This is a genomic window from Exiguobacterium sp. s101 (genome assembly GCF_018617835.1).
Classification (GTDB): domain Bacteria; phylum Bacillota; class Bacilli; order Exiguobacteriales; family Exiguobacteriaceae; genus Exiguobacterium; species Exiguobacterium marinum.
The window spans coordinates 1-24951 of record NZ_JACSKX010000011.1 but is presented as its reverse complement, the minus strand read 5'-3'; the positions used below and the strand labels follow the sequence as shown (position 1 = coordinate 24951).

Below are 24951 nucleotides of genomic sequence, written 5' to 3'. Positions count from 1 at the left end.
TTTTTTTGCGTATTCTGAAACCACATTCAATCTTGTTTCGTATACACTAGAGATAGGAGATAGCTTTGAATTTGGAAGGGGGTAGCAAGACGATGACATTTGGTCTCGGAGTGATTCTGACAGTCTTTTTCGTCGGAGTCGTCCTTCTTGGAATTGAAGTGTTCGTAGCAGGCTTTGGATTGTTCGGTTTGCTTGGTATTGGGGCGGTTGTTGCCAGTTTGATTATGGCTGGTGCGACAATTGGTCAGCTGTGGCTTTCGGTTGGTCTGGCGGCAGCGGTGCTCACAGGACTTGGATTTTGGGCGTATCGCCGCTTGAGTACGAATCGTCCGCTCATTTATAAAGGGTTGATCTTAACCGATTCGACATCTACCGAAAAAGGTTACCTGTCCCATGAAGACCGAAAACAACTTCTCGGAAAGGTGGGTGTCACCTTGACCCCACTTCGCCCAGCAGGTACTGCTGAGATTGACGGAGAACGAATCGACGTCGTGACAGAAGGTAGCTATCTCGATCAGCAGACAAAAATTCAGGTATATAAAGTGGACTCAGGGCGAATTGTCGTTCGAAACTTTGTAGAACCGAAGGAGGATGTAACAGAATGACACCAGAATTACTGACGACGTTACTCATTACAGGTGGAGGATTAATTGCACTTGCCATATTCTTCACGTTCGTACCAGTTGGATTATGGATCAGTTCGTTTGCTGCAGGCGTTCATGTCTCAATCTTCACATTGATTGGGATGCGCCTTCGTCGCGTCGTTCCATCAAAGATTGTCAACCCGTTGATTAAAGCGGTCAAGGCGGGAATCGAGTTAAACACAAATCAGCTAGAGAGTCACTTCTTGGCAGGTGGTAACGTCGACCGCGTAGTGAACGCGTTGATTGCCGCACACCGTGCAAATATCGAATTATCATTTGAGCGCGCTGCAGCCATCGATTTGGCAGGTCGGAACGTACTTGAAGCCGTACAAATGTCGGTTAACCCAAAAGTCATTGAAACACCATTTATCGCAGGTGTAGCGATGGACGGGATTGAAGTGAAGGCAAAAGCACGCATTACGGTACGGGCCAACATCGACCGTCTCGTCGGTGGTGCAGGGGAAGAAACGATTATCGCCCGTGTCGGAGAAGGTGTCGTATCGACGATTGGTTCTCAAAACAATCATAAACATGTATTAGAGAATCCAGATTTGATTTCGCGTACCGTTCTTACAAAAGGATTAGATTCGGGGACAGCGTTTGAAATACTATCGATTGACATTGCAGACATCGACATCGGTAAGAATATCGGTGCGGTTTTACAAACTGACCAAGCCGAAGCGGACAAAAAGATTGCGCAAGCGAAGGCGGAAGAACGCCGTGCGATGGCGATTGCCCGCGAACAGGAAATGAAATCTTCTGTTGAAGAGATGCGCGCGAAGGTCGTCAGTGCGGAAGCGGAAGTCCCGCTCGCGATGGCCGAAGCATTGCGTCACGGAAAGCTAGGTGTCATGGATTACGTGAATTACTTGAACGTTCAAGCGGATACAGAAATGCGAAAAGCGATTGGATCACCTGTCGATTCTGAATCAGATAGCGAGTGATTGATATGGATGGACTTTGGGTACTTTTGTTAGCCGCCTTCGGTATTGCCTCGGCAGTGATGAAGCGGCTTGAAAAGTCATCGTCCTCTGACGACCGTCCTCAAAGCAGTGAACTGAAACGCTACTTGGATTCGGTCGGGGACGTGATGAAAGAAATTGAATCGTCGTTTGATGACTCCGAATCAGAGAAGAAGCCTGTATCACAAAAGGTGAGACGACGAGTGGCGCGAACGGAAGAGCGACAACTTCCTCGTGAACGTCAAGTCGAGATGCCGAAAGTGAGTGCTCAGTTCGAGCAAGCGGTTAAAATTCCACCGATTCCACAGGAAATAAAACCGAGAAAAACGAAAATTTCGAAAAAACGGATGCGGGAAGCTGTCATTTGGAGTGAGGTTTTACAACCTCCAGTCTCGAAACGAAAAAAGTAACAGGAAGGCAGTGACGTGATGTTACTGCCTTTTGCATGTGGAAATTACGCGGTCTTTCTTTCACGATAGGCGTGATAGTGCTAAAGTAAAAGAGGAATATCTGATTTTATGAGGGGGCAATGCATCCATTGATTATGACTGATAAAATACCATTCGTAATGGAACAAGCGAATGAAGCGCAAGCTTTACTCGGACCGAAAGATGAAGTGTTCCAGGCGGTTGAAACAGAATTAAAAGTAGCGCTCATCCCTAGAGGTGAGGAGTTGATTATCCAAGCCGATTCGAGTGAAGCGTTAGAGGTGACGAAACAAGTTATTCTTACTTTGCAAAAATTGGTAAAAAAAGGTGCGCGTCTAAATGAAAGTGACGCCATTAGTGTCATCCAACATATCCAAGTCGGAAAAGGGGATGAACTGCTCGAACATTATGAGCGGGTCGTCTTCACGACGAACAAAGGGAAACCGATTCGTGCTAAAACTGTTGGGCAAAGTCGGTATGTTCGTGCGATTGAACGACGGGACCTCGTTTTTGGAATCGGACCTGCCGGGACAGGGAAAACGTATTTGGCGGTCGTTCTAGCCGCTCGAGCGTTAAAAGAAGGCCAAGTCAAACGAATCATCCTGACACGCCCTGCCGTTGAAGCTGGTGAAAACCTAGGTTTTTTACCAGGAGACTTAAAAGAAAAAGTAGATCCATATCTTCGTCCATTATATGATGCCTTATTTGATGTATACGGGGTTGAACAGACGAACCGTCTGTTAGAACGAGGAACGATTGAAGTGGCTCCTCTCGCTTATATGCGTGGACGGACGCTAGAAGATGCGTTCGTTATCTTAGATGAGGCTCAGAATACGACAAAAGAACAAATGAAGATGTTTTTGACACGACTTGGTTTTGGATCAAAAATGGTGGTCACAGGGGATTTGACACAAGTCGATTTACCAAAAGGGAAGGCGTCGGGATTACAAGAAGCACTACACCTCTTAGAAGGCGTGGACGGGATTCATTTCGAACACTTCAGTGCCTCGGACGTAGTTCGCCATCCACTCGTCAAGAAAATTATCAATGCTTATAGTACAGATATCACATAAGCAGACAAAAGAGGTCATAAATCGTGAAAGGGGGGGCACGAATGCAGCAAGCTAAAAACTGGACCGTCGCGACCATCTCGCTTATTTTCTTCCTACTATTAGGTGCCATTCTTTATTTCACAGTGCGACCATCCATCATCAGTGTGGAACCGCTAGGGATTGCCGAACAAGATATTCGGTCTCCTATCACTGTCGAGGATCGAGTGGCGACCGAACGGTTGAAGCAGGAAGTGACGAACGGTGTGGGGAGCCAGTTCTCGCTGAGACGGGAATTCGCTGATCAACAAATTGCAAAAGTCGAGCAATTGTTCGCAGCTTTTGACAAAACCGATGACGAGACGGAACTTGCAGATATTAAGAATCGTCTGAATTCTACTGAGGCAAATGGGGCTCTCGCTGATGAAGAATTAAATTCGCTTCTTGAAGCCGACAAAAATACCCGTCAAACGGTCGAGGATGTGACGGTGACCGCACTACAGCAAGTGATGGACGATCGGATTGAAACGAGTTCCGAGGCGGTTGCCGAGGCTCGGGACCGAGCGGCTGCGATTATCGATCAATCGCCGCTCTCGTTTGAATTCCGGGCCATCTCAAAAACATTAAGCGATGAACTCATCGTGCCAAACTATGTATTCGATTCCGAGGCGACCCGTCAAAAGGAACAGGAAGCCGTCGATGCGGTCGATCCAGTCATCATTCAGGAAGGGCAACTTCTCGTAAACCAAGGAGAAGTCGTTACGCGAGAGGTGTATCGAAAGCTTGAACTCTCTGGAGCGATTGATCCGAACCGTTCGCTTGCACCGTTATTTGGGTCATTCTTACTCAGTGCGTTGTTGACCGGTGGATTTTTGTTTATGCTCATCCGTTCAAAGATTAAAGATCTATTGCTGAGTCCAAAAATCTTAGTAACGGTGTATGGGCTATTACTCTTACAACTCGGCATTTTCTTTGGTGTCGGATACATCGGGGTCGACTATACGACATACGCATATATCTTGGCACCGACCGCGTTCGTCGTATTATTGTTGCGGATTCTCATCGATGAACGAGTGGCGCTCGCATCGGCATTTATAACGATGATTGCCGGGAGTATCGTTGTCACTTTTGGACAAAGTACGAATTTCATGACCTTGGTGTACGTTGCGACAGGAAGTTTCTTAGCTGTCTTTTTGGTCGAACCTAAAATTCAGCGGAAGCGTTTGTTCTTGTCAGGTGTGTTGCTCGGTCTCGTGAACATCATCATGGTGATTGCCTTGCTCTTGTTGCGGAACGTGCAAATCTCATGGGAAATGGCGATGTATCTATCGGGATTTGCCGTAATCAGCGCCCTTTTATCCATAGTCTTGACGTTCGGGTTCTTACCTTTTCTAGAGCCGTGGTTTGGGGTCTTATCGTCTAGTCGACTCATCGAGTTGATGAGCCCGACGCATCCATTATTACGAAAATTATTAATGGAAGCACCGGGCACGTATCATCATAGTATGATGGTGGCGAACTTGGCGGAATCTGCCTGTGAAGCAATTGGAGCAGATGGCTTGCTCGCGAGGGTCGCAAGTTATTATCACGACCTCGGGAAGACGGAGCGACCGCTTCACTTCATTGAAAACCAGCAAGGTGGAGGAAATCCGCATGACCGGCTGACACCTGAAGAATCTGCGGATATCATCATGGCTCACCCTTACGATGGGGCCGATTTGTTGCGGCGCTATAAGTTACCGAAAGAAATTATCGATATTGCTGAACAGCATCATGGAACATCTTTATTGAAATACTTCTATGTGAAGGCGAAAGAAGATCAAGAAAAGGACGCTTTGGAGTCTCGCTTCCGATACCCTGGTCCGAAACCTCAAACTCGTGAAGCGGCAGTCGTCATGATTGTCGACTCGATTGAGGCAGCCGTCCGTTCGCAAAAACAGCCGACACCGGAGAAAATTCGGATGCTCGTCCGCTCCATCATCCGTGATAAGTTAGCGGATGGACAATTTGAAGAATGCGAGTTAACGACAAAGGAGATTTGGCTTGTCGGAGAAAGTGCGTGTGAGACATTGACCGGTTTGTTCCATGAACGAATTGAATATCCAGAATTAAAGAAAGAGGGAGAACTACATGCAAATCATCTCGAACGATGAACATGAACTGTTAACAACATCTCAAATTGAGCTCGTTGAATCGATTTTACAACATGCCGCTCAATTAGAAGAGGTGGAAGAGCCGAGCGAATTATCGGTCACTTACTTAACAAATGCGGAAATTCATGAGGTGAACCGGGAATGGAGAGGGAAAGATGCCCCGACCGACGTCATTAGCTTTGCCTTTGATGAGATGGGCGAAGATGAGTTGGACTTCACACTCGACGAAGACGAGCCGCACCTCCTTGGTGATTTGGTCATCTCGGTAGAACGTTGCCGGGAGCAAGCCGCTGACTATGGTCATTCGTTCGAGCGAGAGCTTGGCTTCTTGGCTATCCATGGATTCCTTCATCTATTAGGTTACGATCATATGACAGCGGAGGATGAAGCGGAGATGACTACAAGGCAAGAGGCAGTCCTCACTCACTTCGAATTGAAGCGGGGCAACGTGTGAGACCCTTCCGAGTGGCGTGCGAAGGAATTCTGCATGCCGTTCGCGCAGAACGGAATATGCGGCTTCATCTCATATCGGCCCTACTCGTATTCACCTTTGCGATATGGTTACAAACGTCGGTGCGTGAAAATTTGATTCTGCTCGGTTGGGTGGTTGCAGTCATTAGTTTAGAGCTGATGAATACATCCATCGAGCGAGCGGTCGATCTCGTCACGAAAGATGTCCATCCGCTCGCGAAGCAAGCGAAAGATGTTGCCGCAGGAGCCGTACTAGTCGCCTCTATAGGTGCTGGCGTAACGGCACTCATTATATTCGGTCCAAGGCTATGGAACGTGCTATACTAAGAGTTCTGAAATTGAGAAAGCAGGTGCACTATGTATCAAGAAGATTTTAAATCTGGATTCGTGTCGATCATTGGCCGACCGAACGTTGGAAAATCAACATTCCTCAATCACGTGATTGGTCAAAAGATTGCCATCATGTCGGATAAACCGCAAACGACACGAAATAAAGTACAAGGCGTATACACGACGGATGATTCACAAATCATATTCATCGATACTCCGGGAATCCATAAACCGAAACATCGTCTCGGTGACTTCATGATGAAAGTAGCGACGAATGCCCTTCGCGAAGTCGATGCGATTCTTTTCATGGTGAATGTGACTGAACCTCGTGGTGCCGGGGACGATTTTATCATTGAGAAGCTTAAAGGGCTCGATACACCAATCATCTTGGTTATGAACAAGATTGATTTAATTCATCCCGACGAACTACCAAAGGTGATTGAACAGTATACGAATGAACTGGATTTTGCAGCGTACGTCCCGATTTCGGCGCTACAAGGCAATAACGTCGAACCGCTCTTAGGTGAAATCAAAAAGTTATTGCCGGAAGGACCGATGTATTATCCTGCCGATCAAGTGACCGACCATCCGGAGCGTTTTATTATCTCTGAGATGATTCGTGAGAAAGTGTTGCATAAGACACGCGATGAAGTGCCACACTCAATCGCTGTGGCCATCGAATCGATTAAGAAACGTGAAAACTCCGAGATGATCGACGTCGAAGCCGTGATCATGGTGGAACGGGATTCTCAAAAAGGGATCATTATCGGGAAAGAAGGGACGATGCTTCGCGAAATCGGAACAGATGCCCGCCACGATATCGAGGCTCTTCTCGGTACGAAAGTGTATTTGAACCTTTGGGTCAAAGTTCAGAAAGACTGGCGTAACAAGATGGGTCAGCTACGTGACCTCGGTTTCCGCGACGACGAGTATTAAGCCATGTTACAAAAAGTCACGGGAGTCGTCATTCGTACCGTCAATTATGGTGAATCGAATAAAGTCGTGACATTGTTTACAGAAGAACTCGGCAAAGTTGCGATTATGGCACGAGGCGCAAAGAAACCGGGCAGCCGATTTCACGCTTCGAGTCAGCCGTTCGTAGAAGGTATATATATTTTTCCGTCTAGCCGGGGACTGGCTCAGTTAAAATCGTCCGATGTCGTCACCTCCTACCCGGAGATTCGAAAAGATGTTGTGCGGATGTCGTACGCGATGTATTGGTTAGAGCTTGTCGACCGCTCTGTGGAAGATCGGGTGCAGAATCGTCCACTGTTTCGAATTTTACAAGATGCTCTCCAAGCGTTGAATGCGGGGATGGATGCAGACGTAATCACCCATCATATTGAATTACGCATTTTACATCTGTTAGGTGTTTCCCCTGTATTAACGGGTTGTGTGCGATGCGGGGACGTAACGGACCCGATGTACTTCTCTGTTGCATCTGGTGGCTTTTTATGTGCAAGGCATCAAGAAGAAGGAACGATTCGGCTGTCGGAACGCCTGGCGAAACTTCTCTATTTGATGAGTAAGCACAATCTATCAGAATTTCGAAACGTACCGCTATCAGACGAGTCAAGAATTCTTTTACGTCAGCTATTTGATGCATATATGGAATCGTATAGTGGGTTGCGATTGAAGACAAAGCGTGTACTCGACCAAATGATTCGACTTCATCTGAATGAGGATTGACTTTTTATAGTGAATTCGATACGATGAGTTACGATTAGACAAATGAAATAGCGTGCGCGATGAAGGAAAAAAGTAACTCTTCCTGTCATGAGTTAAGCGAGTTCGGGATAGTGTGAGCCGAACGTCATGAGAAGGGTGAACGGCGATTCCAGAGCGCCCACATCTTTAAGAGTGGCCCCGATGTTGGGGCAAGTAGGGTGGAACCGCGGGAATCAATCCCGTCCCTATGTGCTAGGCACATAGGGGCGTTTTTTGTCGTTTCAATACTATTGGAGGTGTCATTTATGAAGCATATGACTATGCAAGAAATCATTCTCACGCTACAAAACTTTTGGGCATCAAAAGGTTGTTTGACGATGCAAGCGTACGATGTTGAAAAAGGGGCAGGAACGCTGAACCCAATGACTACGTTAAGAACTCTAGGTCCAGAACCTTGGAACGTTTGTTACACAGAACCATCACGCCGTCCGGCTGATGGACGTTATGGTGAGAACCCTAACCGTCTGTATCAACACCATCAGTTCCAGGTGATCATGAAACCTTCTCCAAGCAACATTCAAGAACTTTACTTAGAAAGTCTCGAGTTGATCGGAATCAATCCGCTTGAGCACGACATTCGTTTCGTTGAAGATAATTGGGAAAACCCGACATTCGGAGCAGCTGGTCTCGGTTGGGAAGTCTGGCTAAACGGGATGGAAATCACGCAATTCACGTATTTCCAACAAGTCGGTGGAATCGAGTGTGACCCGATTGCCGTAGAAATCACGTACGGACTCGAACGTCTCGCCTCTTACATTCAAGAAGTGGAGAGTGTATTCGATCTCGTATGGACAGACGGCTTCAAATACGGTGATATTTTCTACCAACCTGAATTCGAACACTCGAAATATACGTTTGAATTATCGGATGTCGACATGCTGTTCACGTTATTCGACACATATGAGAAAGAAGCGAAACGTGCTCTTGAAGAGAATCTTGTCTTCCCTGCGTACGATTACATTTTGAAATGTTCGCACACATTCAATTTGTTGGATGCGAAAGGCGCCATTTCGGTGACGGAACGTACCGGATTCATTCAACGAGTACGTAACATGTCACGTACATGTGCTGCTAAATTTATTGAAGAACGGGAACGCCTTGGTTTCCCACTTTTGAAACAAGAGAAAGCAGGTGACTTGAATGCGTGACCTTTTACTAGAGATTGGATTAGAAGAGCTACCGGCTCAATACGTCTTGCGTTCGGAGAAACAATTGGCAGAACGTGTTGATGCGTTTTTAAAAGAAGCTCGTGTTGAATTTGGGTCGATTGAGGTTTATTCTACACCGCGTCGCTTGTCCGTCATCGTTCGTGATGTAGCCGAAACGCAACAGGATTTGAAAGAAACACTCCGTGGACCTGCTAAGAAGATTGCTCAGGACGCGGAAGGGAACTGGTCAAAAGCGGCGCAAGGATTTGCTCGCGGTCGTGGATTGACAGTCGAGGACCTGTACTTCGCAGAAGAAAAAGGGGTCGAGTATGTCTTCGCAGAACGTCATGAAGAAGGTCAGGAAACAAGCTCATTGTTAAACGGTCTCGAAGACGTCGTTCGTAGCCTGACGTTCCCAAAAAATATGAAGTGGGGAACGAGTAGTTTACGCTACATGCGTCCGATTCGTTGGTTGATTGCTCTATTTGGTAAGGACATCATCGATTTTACAATCGAAGGCGTGAAAACCGGCAACGTGACGCGTGGTCATCGCTTCCTCAGTAAAGGAGACGTTGTCGTCGAATCACCAGCAGCGTATGTAGAGACATTAGAGTCTGCGTTTGTCATGGCAAACTACGAGACTCGTAAAGCTGAAATCGAACGTCAAATTAAGGAACTTGCCACAAAACAAGGATGGACAGTTCCGCTTGATGCTGACTTACTCGAAGAGGTCACAAACTTAGTCGAATGGCCGACTGCCCTCTTCGGAGAATTTGAGGAGGCGTATCTCGACCTCCCTGAGGAAGTACTCATCACAACGATGAAAGAGCATCAACGTTACTTCCCAGTTTATATCGACGAAACGTTGAAAAACTACTTTGTCACGGTCCGAAATGGAAATGCAGAGCACCTAGAAAACGTGGCGCGCGGGAATGAAAAAGTCATCCGTGCTCGTCTTGCAGATGCCGTCTTCTTCTATGAGGAGGACAAAAAGACAAAGATTGATGACCAACTCGCTCGTCTCGATCGCATCGTATTCCATGAAAAATTGGGGACGACTGGAGCGAAAGCACGTCGCGTGACTGAAATCGCGCAGATGCTCGCACCTTTATTTGACGCAGATATCGAAAAAGTCAGCCGTGCCGGTGCGATTCATAAGTTTGACCTCGTCAGTCAGATGGTATACGAGTTCACTGAGCTTCAAGGAATCATGGGTGAGAAGTACGCGCTTCAGCAAGGTGAGGATCAGGAAGTGGCGGCAGCTGTTCGTGAGCATTATATGCCACGCTTCGCGGGAGATCAGTCCCCGGAGACGGCAACAGGTGCTGTACTTGCTCTAGCGGACAAGCTTGATTCGATTGTAGCATTTTTCGGAATCGGCATGATTCCAAGTGGTTCGCAAGACCCGTTCGCCCTACGTCGTCAAGCTCAAGGGGTCGTTCAAATTCTTGGAGATTGGAAAATTGATCTCTCACTCGACAAGCTGCTTTCAAAAATTGTCGAATTACAGCTGAAGGCAGGACTCTTCGAAGCCGATAAAGAACAAGTCAAGGATCAGCTGGTGGACTTCTTCAAACTCCGGTTGAAATACCGTCTACAAGAACAGAAGGTCCGCTACGATGTGATTGACGCGGTATTGACGACGACATTGACAATCAATCGCCTTGATGCTCGTGCACAAGCAATTCAACACTTCGTATCGACGAATGCAAAATCTTTGATTGAGCAATTGTCGCGCGTCGTCAACATTTCGAAAAAAGGTGAGCCAGGAGATGTCGTCCCTTCATTATTTGAAAATGATGAAGAGATTGCCTTACATGAAGCGATTGAACGAATAGCTCCTGAAACGAACAATGCTGTTCAGGCGGGAGATTATCAAAAAGCGTTAGAGCTCCTTCAAATGCTTGAATCACCAATTATGATGTACTTTGAACATACAATGGTCATGAGTGAGGACGAGGCAGTACGCCAAAACCGTCTCCATGAAATGAACCGACTTGCTACGACGATTAAGAGTGTCGCAGACTTCAACGCGCTCGTACTCTAAACAAACTAGAGGGGGTTGGCTATGCAACTGAATGAACGCCAACAAAAGATTGCTGAGATTGTGAAGGAGAACGGACCGATTACAGGGGAACAAATTGCGCAAGAATTGTCATTGACGCGCGCAACCCTGCGACCCGACCTCGCCATCTTGACGATGACAGGAATACTTGAAGCAAGACCTCGTGTCGGCTACACGTTCGTTGGCAAACGAAACTCGTCAATGCTCCGAGAAAAGCTAGATTCCTTGACTGTAGGGGACTTCATGTCGTCTGCAAAAGTCGTTCGGGATGAAATGACAGTATATGATGCAATTGTCACACTATTTTTGGAAGATGTTGGGTCCTTGTTCGTAGTTGGACGTGATCGAGAGTTGGTCGGTGTATTATCTCGTAAAGACCTTCTCCGTGCTGCGATTGGAAATCAGGATTTGGACCAATTACCGGTCAACGTCATCATGACGCGTATGCCGAATATTACAGTATGTGAGAAGGGTGAAACGTTAATTCGGGCAGGTATGAAATTGATTGAAAAACAAATTGATGCCATGCCTGTCGTTGAAGAGAAGGATGGAAAATTGATTGTTCTCGGTCGAATGACGAAAACTAACATGACGAAGGTGCTCATTGCGTTAGCGAACGATGAGTCAATCTGAGGAGGAAACCGATTTGACTATGAAACAACTCGTGTTCGTTGTAAGTGACTCGGTCGGAGAAACATGTGAACTCGTCGTCCGAGCAGCGAGTATCCAATTTCACGAGAATGCAATTGAGACACTTCGCATCCCGTTCGTTGAAGATGAACAGACAATCATCGATGTGGTCACACAAGCGAGAGCTCAACAGGCGATTATCGCGTATACGCTCGTCAATGAGGAACACAGGGCTCTTCTCATGAGACTCGGAAAAGAGCATCAAGTAAAGACGGTCGACTTGCTCGGTGATTTACTCGACGTATTATCAGGACAATTGAAAGAAGCCCCGCGAGAGAAACCGGGGCTCATCTATCGACTAGATGACGACTACTTCCGAAAAATCGAAGCGATGGAATTTGCCGTCAAGTATGATGACGGTCGGGATCCACGCGGGCTGAAAAAAGCCGATATCGTGCTTGTCGGGGTTTCCCGGACGTCAAAGACACCGTTATCTCAATATTTAGCACTCAAACGATATAAAGTCGCAAACGTGCCTCTCGTCCCGGAATCACGACCACCTGAGGAATTGTTTGATTTACCTGCAGAACGATGTATCGGATTGATCATCTCGCCAGAAAAGTTGATTTCAATTCGAATGGAACGCCTAAAGTCACTCGGGTTGAAGCCGGAAGCGGATTATGCACAACTCGAGCGAATCAATCGTGAGCTCGAATATGCACGCGGGATTTATGAACGAGTCGGTTGTGAAGTCATCGACGTGACAAACAAGGCTGTCGAAGAGACTGCGGGAATCATTCTGCGTCACCTCGAACAATCTAAAGACGTCTGAAGTAAATAAGTGTTTCAATTAGTATTCGTTGCTTCGAGAGGATATAATAAAGTATTGACAGTACAGTGAAACGGAACGTGATGAGCGTTCCGTTTCGTTGCGAGATTGGAAACAGGGAGTGGTCAAGATGCCACGGATACCAGATGAAGTTATCGCAGAAGTGAAACAGGCAACCGATATCGTGGAGTTGATTGGCGAACGTGTCGAATTAAAGAAACAGGGACATCGATTGGTCGGATTATGTCCCTTCCATTCCGAGAACTCTCCGTCCTTCTCCGTTTCGCCCGAAAAAGGGATGTATCACTGTTTCGGTTGTGGTGCCGGAGGAAATGTATTTACATTTGTGATGGAGACCGAAGGGTTATCCTTTCCCGAAACGGTCGAGCGCCTAGCAACGCGAGCGAGCATTTCAGTAGACGGCATCCAAGGTGACGAAGAATTGACACGTGAACAAGTATGGCGCAAACAGATGCGGGATGCGCATCGACTCGTTGCTGACTTGTATCATGAAGTATTGATGAAAACGGAAGCTGGCGAAGTGGGATTGTCATATTTGCGAAATCGCGAGTTAAACGAAGAGACGATTGCGCAATATAAGATTGGTTTTGCCCCAGACCAACGACGCTTTACTGTCGAGTTGTTGGAGCGACGAGGGTTCGATTTAGAAGTGATGGTTGAAGCAGGTTTGATTTCGAAGTCTAAATCCGGTGAATATTTTGACCGATTTGAAGGACGGGTCGTCTTTCCGATTGCGGATCGAGACGGCACCATCGTGGGCTTCAGTGGCCGTGCGATTGATGATCGACAGCCAAAGTACGTGAATACGGCTGAAACACCGTTATTCAATAAAAGTGAACTGTTATTCGGTTTCTCCCAGGCGAGGGCATTGATGCGAAAGAAAAAACGTGTCTTCCTCGTCGAAGGAAACGTTGACGTTTTGCAAGTGGCACAAGCGGGGACAAAAGAAGTCGTGGCATCACTCGGTACCGCATTTTCTCCACAACATGCAAGAGCCCTGTCTCGTATCGTGGAAGAAGTGGTCATCTGTTATGATGGGGACCACGCGGGACAAGAAGCGACTCAAAAAGTCATTCGCCTATTAGAAACGTCTCCACTTGATGTACAAGTTTTGCCGCTACCAGAAAAGACCGATCCGGACGATTATATCCGTCAACATGGGGCAACTCACTGGCAACAGTTTGTCGAAACTGAACAATTGAGTGTTCTTGATTTTATGAATCGGATGCTCAGGCGAGGGAAAAACTTGAATCGAGAAGGAGAACGGATTCGCTTTATTGAATCTATGCTTGAAGAGATTGGTAAGACGAATGATTCGATTCGAAGAGATATGTATGTGAAAAAGCTGTCGGATGAGTTTGAAATTTCGCTAGAGACGCTTCGTTCGAGAATTCCTCATCCGACGTCAAGCGAATCAAATCCAACTCGCACAGTTGACGCTGTGGAACCGATACGAAAACGTTCGAGTAAAACAGGTGAGCCTCGTTGGATGAAAGCTGAAAAGAACTTGTTGCGCGCGATGTTGACGGGACCGGAGCAGGTTCGTTTCGTGCGTGACCGCTTAGGGCTTCGTTATCAAGATGAAACCCATCGTATGCTTGGCTCTGCATTGTATGAAGTTGTATCCGAAACGATGACACAAGATGAATTTGATCAAGTTACGCTTCCTTTTATGGAGCGTTATTGTGATCAACGCCCCGATTATGCGATGCGCTTTGCGGAAATTCAACTGATGGCTGGACCGGATGAACTGTCTGAAGAGGTTTTAGACGAATACATTCGGGTCATAAACAGTTATGAGGAGCAACGTCAAATCGAGCGTGCAAAAAGGGAAATCGCTCAAGACGCCGAAAGTATAGTAGACCAGGCGTCCAAGCTACAAGAATTGATTGCCCGTAGTCGTCGTCTTCGAGAACGATGATCGTGGATGAAGTTTGGAAGGAGTTGAACTGCTAGATGGCAGAGAAGAAGAAAGAGGATTTATTTAACGCCATAGAAGAGCTTGAAAAGTTAGGAAAGAAAAAGGGCGTCGTCTCAATGCAAGCGATTCAAGATCGCCTCAGTCATTTTGAGGTTGATTCGGATTTCATCGATAACTTCATTGAAGATTTAGAAGCGAAAGATATCCGCGTCACAGAAGATGCAGCTGACGCAGAAGAAACCCCTGCGAAAAAAGAGGATGAGGAAGTTGATTTAAACGATTTGTCAGTACCACCTGGGATTAAAATCAACGATCCGGTTCGCATGTATCTGAAAGAAATCGGTCGTGTCGATCTTCTCAGCGCGAAAGATGAGACAGAGCTTGCTAAGCGAATCGAACAAGGAGACGAAGAGGCGAAGAAACGTCTCGCAGAAGCAAACTTACGCCTTGTGGTATCGATTGCGAAACGTTACGTCGGTCGTGGGATGCTCTTCCTTGATTTGATTCAAGAAGGAAACATGGGACTCATTAAAGCAGTCGAAAAGTTCGACTATATGAAAGGGTTCAAGTTCTCGACGTACGCAACGTGGTGGATTCGTCAAGCCATTACCCGTGCGATTGCTGACCAAGCCCGGACGATCCGTATTCCGGTACACATGGTCGAGACGATCAACAAGTTGATTCGTGTTCAACGTCAATTGCTTCAAGATCTCGGTCGTGAACCAGCTCCGGAAGAAATCGCCAAAGAGATGGAGCTCACACCTGAAAAAGTTCGTGAGATTTTAAAAATTGCTCAAGAACCAGTTTCACTTGAAACACCGATTGGGGAAGAGGACGATTCACATCTCGGGGACTTCATTGAAGACCAGGACGCGATGGCACCACAAGATGCGGCTGCATATGAATTGTTGAAAGAGCAATTAGAGGATGTCCTCGATACGTTGACGGACCGGGAAGAAAATGTCCTTCGCCTTCGTTTCGGGTTAGATGATGGTCGCACACGTACACTTGAAGAAGTCGGAAAAGTATTCGGCGTCACACGTGAGCGGATTCGTCAAATCGAAGCGAAAGCTCTTCGTAAATTACGTCACCCTAGTCGTTCCAAACGCTTGAAAGACTTCCTCGATTAATTTCATATTTGTATAAAGTGTGAAGTTTTAGAAGAAAGGAAGGAAAATGAGTGATTTTCCTTCCTTCTTTATTATTTTTTGAGTAAAATAGTGTTGGATAGAAATTTGGAATGAACATGAGGGGGAACTACAATGCGTAATCCATTGTTACCGTTTGCGGCAATCGCAATCGTCGCAATTATTGCCATGGTATCATTATCGTATTTTGGTGTGAATCAGGCGCAACAAGCGGCTGAAGGTCCAGCAGTCACTGAAATGAACCCAGAAGAGTTATACGCAGCGAAGGGTTGCACAGGTTGCCACGGCGGAAACCTTGAAGGTGGCGTAGGTCCAGCGCTTACTGGAGTAGGTGATCGCCTTTCGCCAGAAGAAATCGCAAACATCATCGTCAATGGACAAGGGTCGATGCCAGCAGGTCTTGCATCGGCTGAAGAAGCAGAAGTGCTTGCGAACTGGTTGATTGAACAATAAGAGGTTGCGCACTCCATAATGGGGTGCGTTTTTTGTTGTCGAAGTGCGGAGAATTCGATACGCTAAGGAAGAAGTAGAACAAAGGAGTTGTCTTGAATGCAAGAACGTATCATCTTAGACCGCCGCTTGAAGCAGGTTGTCGATTATATCCCTAAAGGAAGTGTGCTCGCCGATATCGGGTCGGATCATGCATACGTACCATGTTATGCCCTTCAACAAGGAATCATTTCAAAAGGAATCGCAGGAGAAGTGAATGTAGGTCCGATGGAGGCTGCAAGAGCACAAGTGGACCTGATTGAATCCCTTGATGCAATCGATGTGCGACTTGGTGATGGTCTCGCAGTATTGAAAGAGGATGAGGCAACTTGTATCTCGATTTGCGGGATGGGAGGGAGTTTGATTCGTTCCATCCTTGAAGCAGGTAAAGAGAAATTGGGTGCGGTCGAACGTCTCATTCTTCAACCTAACGTCGACGGGCAGCACGTTCGAAGCTGGTTGCTTGAGAATGGCTATGTCCTTGTCGAAGAGGCGATTGTGGAAGAGAACGATAAGGTATATGAGATTCTTGTGGGCGAAAAAGGGATAGAAACGATTTACAGTGAAGAAGTGAATGAACGGAATTGGCAATTGTTATTCGGTCCCTTTCTCATTCAGGAACGACCAGAACCATTCAAGCTCAAATGGAGTCGAGAAGCAGATAAGTTGGAGTACGTTCTCGGTCAAATGGCAGACGGGATTCAGTCAGAGGCACTGATTCAAAAGCAAGTCGAATTTAAGAAAATGCGTGACAAGATGAGAGAGGTGAGTCAGTAATGGCGAATGGCAATCAAGTGATTCAATTATTTGAAGAGTTTGCACCGAAACATCTGGCAGTCGAAGGTGATAAAATTGGTTTGCAAATCGGTACGCTAAATAAAGAGGTTAAGCGGGTTATGGTGACACTCGATGTTCTCGAATCGGTCGTTGACGAAGCGATTGAGAACGAAATCGATTTGATTATTGCGCACCACCCCCCGATTTTTAGCCCGTTATCTCAAGTTAATGATCGCTCCACGGCAGGAAAAATTACGATGAAGTGCATTCAGCATAACATTGCGGTCTACGTCGCACATACGAACTTAGACGTGTGTGTCGGTGGTGTCAATGACTGGATGAGTGAAGCAATCGGGTTGCGTGACACGAAAGTGCTCGTTCCGACGTATGAAGAGCCGGTCTATAAACTATCTGTATTCGTGCCAGAAACACACGCCCAGGACGTCTCCCGTGCCCTAGGAAAGGCAGGGGCAGGACATATCGGAGACTATGCGGATTGTCAGTTTCAGGTTCCTGGGACAGGACAATTTACTCCGCTTGATGAAACGACCCCGTTCATTGGGCGTTCGCATGAAACCGAGCAAGTGAATGAAATGAAAATTGAAACAGTCGTTCGCGAAAGTCAGAAAAAGCGTGTCTTGAAAGCGATGAAAGATGCACATCCTTATGAAGAAGTCGCGTATGACTTGGTCCGTGATGAGATTGACGGACATGTGTATGGTCTAGGACGAATCGGACGACTCGAACGAGCGCTGACACTCGAAAAGTTCGCTGATCATGTAAAGGCAAGCTTTGGCGTAGAAGGCGTGCGAGTTGTTGGTGATTTAGAGCGGTCAATTGAAAAAGTAGCCGTATTAGGTGGGGATGGGAATAAATATGTATCAGCAGCTCATTTTAAAGGAGCGGATGCATATGTGACAGGTGACTTATACTTCCATGTGGCCCATGATGCGATGGCTTTAGGGCTTGCGGTAGTAGATCCAGGTCATCATGTCGAGAGTGTCATGAAACGAGGAGTCGTCGATATGCTTAGCGAGAAATTTTTGAAGGCAAAAATTGATGTCGACTTGATGATTTCCGAAGTAAACACGAACCCGTTTAAGTTTAGATAACCTAAAATCCCCCATCCTCATATAAGAGAATGGGGGATTCCTTCACTTCCGCAATGCTTTAACTTTTGGTAAGATACTTCGAAGCTCGAGATACGGCGTTTTATCGTGCGTGCTCAAATCTTCAGGTTCGTACTGTGACAAGAAGTCGATCACTTTTTTAGTAATTGGAGTAGGTGTAGATGCACCGGACGTCACGGCAACGGTCTCCACACCTTCGAGCCAATCCATATCCAGTTCGCTCAAGTCACCGATGCGATACGCATTCGTACCGGCGATTTCTTTTGATACTTGTGCCAAGCGATTCGAGTTATTTGATTTAGGATCTCCGACGACAATTAGTAAATCGCAGTCACCAGCCTGTTCAGCAACGGCTTCCTGACGTACTTGTGTCGCGTTACAAATTTCGTTATGCACTTCAATATGCGGATAACGTGTCTGGATTTTTTCGATCAATGTGGAAACGTCCCATTGACTCATCGTCGTCTGGTTTGTCACAAGAATTTTTCGTTCAAACAATCGACTCGGTAACTGATCGATTTCATGTTCGTATTGAATCAAGTGAACATGGTCAGGTGCAACCCCGATTGCGCCTTCCGGTTCTGGATGTCCATGTTTTCCGATGTAAATGACATCATATCCTTCTGCTGTTTTTTCACGAATCAAATCGTGTGTGACAAGTACGTCTGGACACGAGGCATCAACAATCGTCAACCCTTTCTCGATGGCCCGTTTGCGAACGAGTGGTGAAATTCCGTGTGCCGTGAAGACGACCGTACCACAATCAATTGTTTCGAGTGCCTGCATCCGATCATCACCATCGACCGTTTTGACACCGAGATCCTCAAATGCCTGTGTGACGTGACGATTATGAACAATCATTCCTAGTATATGAATCGGGCGTGGCAAATCTGGATTTGCGACCGCCTCATTTGCGAGTTTCATGGCATCGACGACACCATAGCAATATCCGCGTGGACTAATTTTTTTAACTTTCATATGAAGACGAAGGCTCCTTTCGAAGTGCTTTCATACGTATTAGTCTAACATTGTTTCGAAAATACGAAAAGATTTGCGTGTATTCATGCTATAATTTTTAGGTTAGAAAGGAGGGACGCCGTGAATCGCATGAAACAATTGCATGAGCTTAGAAATTCTTACTTTTTCCAAATAACGTTCATTATTATCATTATTTTAGCACTTGTCATTTCATCGCTTGCCTTTTCTGCTGATCGCGTCACGGTGTCTCGAGCAGAAGAACTTGCAAAAGAACAATTTGATTATGCGATTGATGACAGTATTGAAAATATTGAGTCCCGAATCGGGAAATTGTATGAAGATTTAGTTTACCTTGGCGCTTATGTAGGAAACGAACCATGGATTGAAGAACGAATCCGGACAGGTTATTTGAATCAACGGACGAGTTTTACATCAATCTTTTATTATGATGCTAGGCAAGATTCGTTTAAATGGTACTCCGAACGGCAGGTCTCTTCATCTATTATTAAACGCGATCCTAAATTCATGGAAGTGTTGACTGCTAGTGGAAGAGAATTATATATGAGTGACCCCATCATGATCAGTGGAGATATGGGTACTTTCTTATATGTTCCTGTCATCGAAGACAATCGACCGGTCGGAATCTTTGGCGGGAGTATCAGTGTCTTGAACTCTGATTTGTATCGTCGTTCGTTAGAGTCTGCGAATGATGATATGATCTTATACTTGTTAGACAATCAAGGCGAAGTATTGACTACCTCATTCAATCTGGTCACAGATGCGGAGCGTCGTGTTTCGCGTGAAGTCATTGACGAAACGTTAGGCCGAAACACGCGGACCATTCTAAGTACGGATGAAGACACGTTGATGTATGAACCAGATGCCCGTGTCAGTGGATGGAGCATGCTCGCGAAACATCAGAATAATTCGGTTTACGAGACAGTGTATGATACGCGTTGGCAATACTTGATGATCGCACTCGTCACATTTTTCTTGAGTATTCTCGTTGGGTTGTTACTCTCCCGTACGTTGACAAACCCCCTTGTTGAGCTGGTCAACCGCATCAAAAAGCAACAATCCCTTGGAACGATTTCATTGGAACGAACTGGTTCAAAAGAAGTGGAAACGTTACTCGATACCTATAACGATTATGCACAGCGAATGGAGACGTCACGGCGTGAACAGTTGAGTCAACAGCAATTGATTTTACATCAAGAAAAGCTGGCCTCACTCGGTCAATTGGCCGCAGGGATTGCCCATGAAATTCGTAATCCTCTGACCCCGGTGCATATCACGTTGCAGATGGTGCGAGAGGGTCAAGGGAGTAAAGACATGGTGGACGTCGCAATCCAGGAGTTAGAGCGGGCGAACGACTTGATCTCGACGATGCTGACACTCGCAAAACCGGCTCAAGCCGGAAAAAACGAAGATTGGATCAACATGCTAGACTTTGCGAAACGACTTGAATTTTTAATGGATGCAGAGTGTTATAAACGTCCTACAAAATGGGAATTACTTGTACCAAACGATATGCCACCATTCTATGCGTCATTTGATATGCTTGTACAAATCATTTACAACTTGTTCAAAAATGCCGTGGATGCTGTCGAATCAAAAGGTGCAGACGGAAGCGTGGTCGTGACCGTTCTCTTTACTGAACAGGAATATCGTTTCTTAATAGAAGACAATGGCATTGGAATGAGTGAGGAACAACTCAATACAATCGGTTCTGCATTTAATACGACAAAAGAAAGCGGAAACGGATTAGGGATTTATATGATTCAAGAGTACTTGAAAAGTGTGAACGGTATGATGGAGATTGATAGTTCGTTAGGCAAGGGGACGGCGATTTTAATCAAAATCCCAAGGAGACAAGCTTCATGAAGGGACTTAAACATTATTGGCTCTGGTTGCCGATTATTTGGGCGATGACTATTCTTCTCATTACATCGATACAGTTACCGGAGAAAAAAATAAGGGAAAAAGAAGTTGGTTTCGTGTTTGTCAGTGATAAGCATGAACATGCGAACAAATTATTAGACTCGTTTGTGCATACGGCCAATCAAAAAGGGTTTACTCCGATTCCGACGACGAGTGAGGACTCACGTGTCCTTGAAAAAGAAAAGCTAGATTCTTTGATTGACCGAGGCGTCGAGGCAATCTTTTTAACGACGTTAGATGATACGTTTATTCAACCTTCATTAGAACGCGCTAAACGTGAAAACATTCCAATTATTGCAATTGATCGTATGATTGATCATTCGAGTGTCTTGACATCGGTCGTATCTGACAATGTCGATATCGGACGAATGGCAGCAGAACAGATTGCTGCGAAGTATAGTGATCTCGAACGACCGATTCGCGTGGTAGAGGTAAGGGGAACCCCGAAAGTCCGCTCCACGATGGACCGCAGCCTCGGGATTCGCGAATATGAGAAGGCAAATGCCAATCATTTTCAAATCATCGCATCGATCACTGGGAATTACGATACGTTTCAAGCAGAAATTGAGATGTCTCGTTGGCTAGAAGAAGATATCCCTTTTGATGCCGTCTTTTCGCACAATGACGATAATACGTTCGGTGTCGTCCGAGCTTTAGAAAGTCACGGTTTGACTGACAAGACCATCGTATCGGTGGACGGCATCTCAGATATCTATCCCCTCATTCAAAATGGGAAAGTCAATGCGACTGTCGTGCAGTCACCGAATGAGATGATGGAAGTCGGATTCAAAGCGCTCGAACTACATTTAAATGGAAAGAAAATTGCCAAACACTATTATTCAGCAAGTTATTTATACGAAGGTGTGGCAAAAGATTGATTGACAAATCATTTGATTCCGCTATGCTAGGAAAAGTGGAAAGAAACAGGAGGTGTATCGATTGAACAGCTTCCAACAGTTCAAATTGCTACCGTTTATGATTGATGCCTTAACAGAAAAGCGCATCACGAAACCGACCGATATACAAGCACGGATTATTCCGGCTGCATTAAATGGTCGAGATATTATTGGAAAATCACAGACAGGAACGGGTAAAACACTTGCGTTCTTGTTACCGATCGTCGAAGCGATCAACCCAGAAGAAGCATCAGTTCAAGCTATCGTAGTCGCCCCGACACGTGAACTCGCTTGGCAGATTCATGAAGAATTGAAATCGATTCTTATTAAAAATCCGGATTACATTAAATCAAGTTTGATTGTCGGAGGAACAGACCGCGAACGTCAAATCGATAAGATGAAAAATCCACCACAACTCATCGTCGGGACGCCTGGACGAATCCTTGACTTGATGAAAGTGCAGGCTTTGTTCTCGCACAAAGTTACGCATTTTGTCGTCGATGAAGCCGACCAAATGCTCGATATGGGGTTCTTACCGGAAGTTGACCGCATCGCGCAGTCACTCCCGGAAAAACTTCAAACGATGGTCTTCTCAGCGACAATCCCTGAGAAACTTGAGCCGTTCTTGAAGAAATATTTGCACGATCCGCGCTTTGCTGAAGCAAGCCCTGAAGATCGTGTCGCACCAAAAATCAAACACCATGTCATTCCGGTACGTCACCGTGACCGCAAAGACTTGACTGTTGAAATTGCAAAAGCAATTAATCCTTTTGTTTGTCTTGTATTCACAAATACGAAACAAGAAGCGGATGAATTGGAAACATCGTTCCGTGAAGCAGGATTAAATGTAGGTACGTTACATGGAGACATGCAAGCCCGTCGCCGTAAACAAGCCATCAAAGATATTAATGATGCCAAGTATCAATATGTTATTGCGACTGATTTGGCGGCTCGCGGAATTGATATTTCAGGAGTTTCTCACGTCATCAACCACGGCATCCCGAAAGATCTTGATTTCTACACGCACCGTGTCGGTCGTACTGGTCGTGCGGGCGCATCAGGTGAGGCATATACGCTATACGAGGACCATGAAAATGGGCCAATCAATCGTCTCGAAGAGCGTGGGTTCGAATTCACACACGTCGATTTGCGTAACGGTTCGATTCAACCGATTAAAACACGTCGTCGTCGCCAAACAGACCGGAAAATGAAAGTTTCGCATACGGCACATAGCCGTATGGCTGGTGAAATTAAAAAGGCGAAGAAAAAAGTGAAGCCTGGCTATAAGAAGAAATTTAAGTATAAGTTAAAAGAGACCGCATCACGCGAGCATATGCAACAACAGCGCACGGATCGTCGGGCTGCACGCAAAAAAAACAAACGTTAATCATTTAAAGAATCGACTTCTTGGAGTCGGTTCTTCTTTTTGTGTAAACTAAAGAAAGAAGCATATGAAGGGAAGATGATGATGTTAAAAATAGGTTCACACGTTTCGGTATCAGGTAAAAAGATGTTACTTGCAGGTAGTGAAGAGGCCGTGTCGTACGGGGCGAATACGATGATGGTGTATACAGGTGCCCCCCAAAATACACGACGTAAACCGATTGAAGATTTGAACATCGAAGCGGCCCTGAAGCATATGTCGGCACACGACATCGAGGAGATTGTCGTACATGCCCCGTATATCATCAATCTCGGAAATACGACAAAGCCAGAGACGTTCGAGTTGGCCGTTTCCTTTTTGACACAGGAATTAAAACGGGCTGAAGCACTACAAGCAGCTCGTCACGTTGTCCTCCACCCTGGAGCACATGTCGGCGCAGGAGAAGAAGTCGGTCTCGCCCGAATCATTGAAGGACTAAATGAGGTACTGACGGGTGACGAACAAGTGAAAATCGCGCTTGAGACGATGGCAGGAAAAGGGAGCGAACTCGGAAAGACGTTTGAAGAGCTTGCGACCATCATTGACGGCGTAACACATAATGATCGTCTGTCCGTTTGCTTTGATACGTGTCACGTTCATGACGCTGGGTATGATTTAGTCGGTGATTTAGACGGTGTAATCGAAGAATTCGATCGCATCGTTGGAATCGATCGTCTCGGCGTACTTCATGTGAATGATTCGAAGAACGTTTGCGGTGCGAAAAAAGACCGTCATGAAAACATCGGATATGGCGAGATTGGATTTGATACATTAAATCGTATTGTTCATCATGAGGCATTCGCACATCTACCAAAAATTTTAGAGACACCATATATCCCAATCAGTGAAAAAACGAAAATTGCTCCATACAAACAAGAGATTGAGATGTTCCGTGCGAATCAATTTGATTCTGAATGGCGTGATCAATTCACGCTAGCTCATCAATAAGTAATGAACGTCCTTCAGGTCGACCCGAATCGATACGACGTCTGGAACGCATTCCCGACTTATTTCCTTGAGCAAAGTCCGGTTTATGTAAATGGGAAGGTAACGACTCCGACAGCGTTTATCGAAGTGATTGGACATGGGATTGTGGCGGAAGCGGAGATTTTGTTAGAAGAAAAGATTATGCGACCGGATGATCTATATTGGCTCGGTGGTGGGGTAGAAGGCTTGGCAACGTATAGCTTGGTGGATCTGCTACAACTTCACTTTCATCATCCGCTATTAAAGGTTGGCATGTATCAGGTGGATGAACCGTACGAGTCGATGCGGAAAAAGTGGAATGACGGCTATCACGTACCGTCGTCTAAATGGACGAAAGAGACTTATGAAGCGCATATATTCCGAGAAAAGCAATTCGCACCGTTGCCTCAATCGACCATGTGCTCGATTTGTCAAACTGACCTCGCAGTGCGTTACGGGAGTGATGCGACAAAATTGATGGAGTATCACCTTTCAGATGAGCATGGTATATGGATATGTCCGACCTGTCATAAAGCAATCCATACACTGTACTAAAAAAAGATGTCCCTTTTTGAGGGACATCAGGCTGTTGACTAACATGAATCATATCGCTCGCCTTTCCGGCGCCCACGCTTTCCGCAGGCAATTCCGGAGCCGCATCGCGACTTGGGTCGCTGCTGGGTCTCCGTTGGATTGCTTTCCTGCAGGAGTCGGGGCGCCGTCGGGCGAGCAACACAAACGGTCGTCATCTGGCGGCCGTTTGTCTTTTTCTGAGGCCTCGACGGCCGAAGAAAAAGCCCTGGATGGTCTACACTGAGTTGGAC

24 protein-coding genes are annotated in these 24951 nt (G+C 46.0%); 23 read left to right on the top strand and 1 reads right to left on the bottom strand.

What is annotated here, in order from left to right; all coding sequences use genetic code 11:
* Positions 1–65: 65 nt before the first annotated feature.
* From KNO76_RS10180 to KNO76_RS10095, 18 genes are all read left to right on the top strand, one after another.
* A complete protein-coding gene (locus tag KNO76_RS10180) occupies positions 66–605 on the top strand; it encodes an NfeD family protein (protein ID WP_235181834.1) in 540 nt (179 codons plus the stop codon).
* Positions 602–1588, top strand: coding sequence for a flotillin-like protein FloA (gene floA, locus KNO76_RS10175; RefSeq protein ID WP_026825665.1), 987 nt, complete (start codon positions 602–604; stop codon positions 1586–1588). The genes KNO76_RS10180 and floA overlap by 4 nt, the downstream gene beginning before the upstream one ends.
* A 5-nt stretch (positions 1589–1593) precedes the next feature.
* The gene (locus KNO76_RS10170) at positions 1594–2016 is read left to right on the top strand and encodes a hypothetical protein (RefSeq protein WP_026825666.1); all 423 of its coding nucleotides are present in this window, start codon (positions 1594–1596) and stop codon (positions 2014–2016) included.
* Positions 2017–2135: 119 nt separating this feature from the next.
* On the top strand, positions 2136–3107 hold the full coding sequence (locus tag KNO76_RS10165; RefSeq protein ID WP_026825667.1) for a PhoH family protein: 972 nt from the start codon (positions 2136–2138) through the stop codon (positions 3105–3107).
* A gap of 41 nt (positions 3108–3148) precedes the next feature.
* Positions 3149–5236: an HD family phosphohydrolase gene (locus KNO76_RS10160; protein ID WP_214885222.1), complete on the top strand. Its 2088-nt coding sequence runs from the start codon at positions 3149–3151 to the stop codon at positions 5234–5236.
* Positions 5214–5690 carry an rRNA maturation RNase YbeY gene (gene ybeY / locus KNO76_RS10155; protein WP_214885221.1) on the top strand — a complete coding sequence of 159 codons (477 nt, stop codon included), beginning with the start codon at positions 5214–5216 and terminating at the stop codon, positions 5688–5690. Before KNO76_RS10160 ends, ybeY begins: the two co-directional genes overlap by 23 nt.
* An 11-nt stretch (positions 5691–5701) precedes the next feature.
* Positions 5702–6034 (top strand): diacylglycerol kinase family protein, encoded by a 333-nt coding sequence (locus tag KNO76_RS10150; protein WP_353047885.1) that lies wholly within the window; start codon positions 5702–5704, stop codon positions 6032–6034.
* A 30-nt stretch (positions 6035–6064) separates the two neighbouring features.
* On the top strand, positions 6065–6973 hold the full coding sequence (era, locus tag KNO76_RS10145) for a GTPase Era (RefSeq protein WP_214885217.1): 909 nt from the start codon (positions 6065–6067) through the stop codon (positions 6971–6973).
* Positions 6974–6976: 3 nt separating this feature from the next.
* The gene (recO, locus tag KNO76_RS10140) at positions 6977–7726 is read left to right on the top strand and encodes a DNA repair protein RecO (protein WP_026825672.1); all 750 of its coding nucleotides are present in this window, start codon (positions 6977–6979) and stop codon (positions 7724–7726) included.
* A gap of 293 nt (positions 7727–8019) precedes the next feature.
* On the top strand, positions 8020–8913 hold the full coding sequence (glyQ, locus tag KNO76_RS10135; RefSeq protein ID WP_200868294.1) for a glycine--tRNA ligase subunit alpha: 894 nt from the start codon (positions 8020–8022) through the stop codon (positions 8911–8913).
* Positions 8906–10960 (top strand): glycine--tRNA ligase subunit beta, encoded by a 2055-nt coding sequence (gene glyS, locus KNO76_RS10130; RefSeq protein WP_214699049.1) that lies wholly within the window; start codon positions 8906–8908, stop codon positions 10958–10960. The genes glyQ and glyS overlap by 8 nt, the downstream gene beginning before the upstream one ends.
* A 21-nt stretch (positions 10961–10981) precedes the next feature.
* Positions 10982–11611 carry a transcriptional regulator CcpN gene (ccpN, locus tag KNO76_RS10125; RefSeq protein ID WP_026825675.1) on the top strand — a complete coding sequence of 210 codons (630 nt, stop codon included), beginning with the start codon at positions 10982–10984 and terminating at the stop codon, positions 11609–11611.
* A 19-nt stretch (positions 11612–11630) separates the two neighbouring features.
* Positions 11631–12440 carry a pyruvate, water dikinase regulatory protein gene (locus KNO76_RS10120; protein ID WP_034770974.1) on the top strand — a complete coding sequence of 270 codons (810 nt, stop codon included), beginning with the start codon at positions 11631–11633 and terminating at the stop codon, positions 12438–12440.
* Positions 12441–12567: 127 nt separating this feature from the next.
* Complete coding sequence (dnaG, locus tag KNO76_RS10115) at positions 12568–14379, top strand: DNA primase (protein WP_214885215.1); 1812 nt, start codon at positions 12568–12570, stop codon at positions 14377–14379.
* A 35-nt stretch (positions 14380–14414) separates the two neighbouring features.
* Entirely contained in the window at positions 14415–15509 is a 1095-nt protein-coding gene (gene rpoD, locus KNO76_RS10110; RefSeq protein WP_026825678.1) for an RNA polymerase sigma factor RpoD, read from the top strand.
* A 132-nt stretch (positions 15510–15641) separates the two neighbouring features.
* Positions 15642–15980 carry a cytochrome c550 gene (gene cccA, locus KNO76_RS10105; protein ID WP_026825679.1) on the top strand — a complete coding sequence of 113 codons (339 nt, stop codon included), beginning with the start codon at positions 15642–15644 and terminating at the stop codon, positions 15978–15980.
* Positions 15981–16076: 96 nt separating this feature from the next.
* Positions 16077–16793: a tRNA (adenine(22)-N(1))-methyltransferase gene (locus KNO76_RS10100; RefSeq protein ID WP_026825680.1), complete on the top strand. Its 717-nt coding sequence runs from the start codon at positions 16077–16079 to the stop codon at positions 16791–16793.
* On the top strand, positions 16793–17905 hold the full coding sequence (locus KNO76_RS10095) for a Nif3-like dinuclear metal center hexameric protein (protein WP_214885213.1): 1113 nt from the start codon (positions 16793–16795) through the stop codon (positions 17903–17905). The genes KNO76_RS10100 and KNO76_RS10095 overlap by 1 nt, the downstream gene beginning before the upstream one ends.
* Positions 17906–17947: 42 nt before the next feature.
* Here KNO76_RS10095 and KNO76_RS10090 read toward each other — a convergent pair whose 3' ends face one another.
* Positions 17948–18901, bottom strand: a complete 954-nt coding sequence (locus KNO76_RS10090; protein ID WP_214885211.1) for a 4-hydroxy-3-methylbut-2-enyl diphosphate reductase — start codon at positions 18899–18901, stop codon at positions 17948–17950.
* A gap of 129 nt (positions 18902–19030) precedes the next feature.
* Here KNO76_RS10090 and KNO76_RS10085 point away from each other — a divergent pair, with 129 nt between their 5' ends.
* The 5 genes from KNO76_RS10085 to KNO76_RS10065 all read left to right on the top strand — a co-directional run bounded on the left by KNO76_RS10085 (position 19031) and on the right by KNO76_RS10065 (position 24682).
* Positions 19031–20785: a sensor histidine kinase gene (locus KNO76_RS10085; RefSeq protein WP_251127984.1), complete on the top strand. Its 1755-nt coding sequence runs from the start codon at positions 19031–19033 to the stop codon at positions 20783–20785.
* Positions 20782–21720 carry a sugar ABC transporter substrate-binding protein gene (locus KNO76_RS10080; protein WP_214885207.1) on the top strand — a complete coding sequence of 313 codons (939 nt, stop codon included), beginning with the start codon at positions 20782–20784 and terminating at the stop codon, positions 21718–21720. Before KNO76_RS10085 ends, KNO76_RS10080 begins: the two co-directional genes overlap by 4 nt.
* 61 nt (positions 21721–21781) lie before the next feature.
* Entirely contained in the window at positions 21782–23125 is a 1344-nt protein-coding gene (locus KNO76_RS10075) for a DEAD/DEAH box helicase (RefSeq protein WP_034770978.1), read from the top strand.
* 81 nt (positions 23126–23206) lie between these two features.
* Entirely contained in the window at positions 23207–24109 is a 903-nt protein-coding gene (locus tag KNO76_RS10070) for a deoxyribonuclease IV (protein WP_214885314.1), read from the top strand.
* Positions 24110–24112: 3 nt separating this feature from the next.
* Entirely contained in the window at positions 24113–24682 is a 570-nt protein-coding gene (locus tag KNO76_RS10065; protein WP_214885206.1) for a hypothetical protein, read from the top strand.
* Positions 24683–24951: the final 269 nt, after the last annotated feature.